The sequence below is a fragment of the Mesorhizobium sp. M2A.F.Ca.ET.067.02.1.1 genome (assembly GCF_004023285.1).
In the GTDB taxonomy this organism is placed as follows: domain Bacteria; phylum Pseudomonadota; class Alphaproteobacteria; order Rhizobiales; family Rhizobiaceae; genus Mesorhizobium.
This window is the reverse complement of sequence record NZ_RZSB01001331.1, coordinates 1-693: the sequence shown is the minus strand read 5'-3', so window position 1 is coordinate 693 and position 693 is coordinate 1. Positions and strand designations below refer to the sequence as shown.

The window sequence follows — 693 nt, the reverse complement described above, 5'->3', positions numbered from 1 at the left end:
GTTCAAACGGTCGCCGCCTTTGGTGTTGGTCAGATCCGCAACAACCACGCCGTAACTCGCGAGATCGGCCGCATTGCCGTAGTCGCCGACGCGCGGCTTGTCGCCGGAGATGAAGCTCGACAGCTTCAGCGCTCGGTCGTCGCCTGAAAGCAGGATGGCGAAGGGCTTATCGGGCTTGCCGTAGCGGATCATCTGCTTCTTGAAGACGTCGACGTCGATGTCCGGCGACGCCAGAACGACATAGCCGAGCTTGCCGTTCAGATCGCGGTCGCCGGTGATGGCGAGCTGGCGCAGCGCTTCCATCGTCAGCCAGGTGCCCATCGAATGGGCGATGATGTCGATGCTCTTGACGCGTGTTTTGGCGAGCATCCGCAGCGTCGCCTCGAGGTCGTCGCGCGCTGCGGTCGAACTGTCCTTGTCGTAGATGTAGCCGGTGGTCTTGCCGCTCGATGCCCAGGAAAACAGCACTGGCGTCCCTGGGTATTTCGTGTCGTGCGCGATCTGCGTCAGCCGGAACACGCCGTCGTCGAAGCCGTTGTTGAAGCCGTGCACGAAAACCAGAGCGCGGTCGCCGCCTATGGCAATGTTGGAGCCGACCGCCTTGGCGAACTGCGAGGCATCCGCATAGTGGACGACATCGGTGGCGGTAAATTGCTTAGCCGGATTGCTGTCGGCGGGGCCCTTGGCGCGCTC

1 protein-coding gene is annotated in these 693 nt (G+C 62.6%); it reads right to left on the bottom strand.

All coding sequences use genetic code 11. The features are described from left to right. A partial coding sequence (locus tag EOA28_RS37640; protein WP_128315941.1) for an alpha/beta hydrolase occupies positions 1-693 on the bottom strand: 693 nt, incomplete at both ends.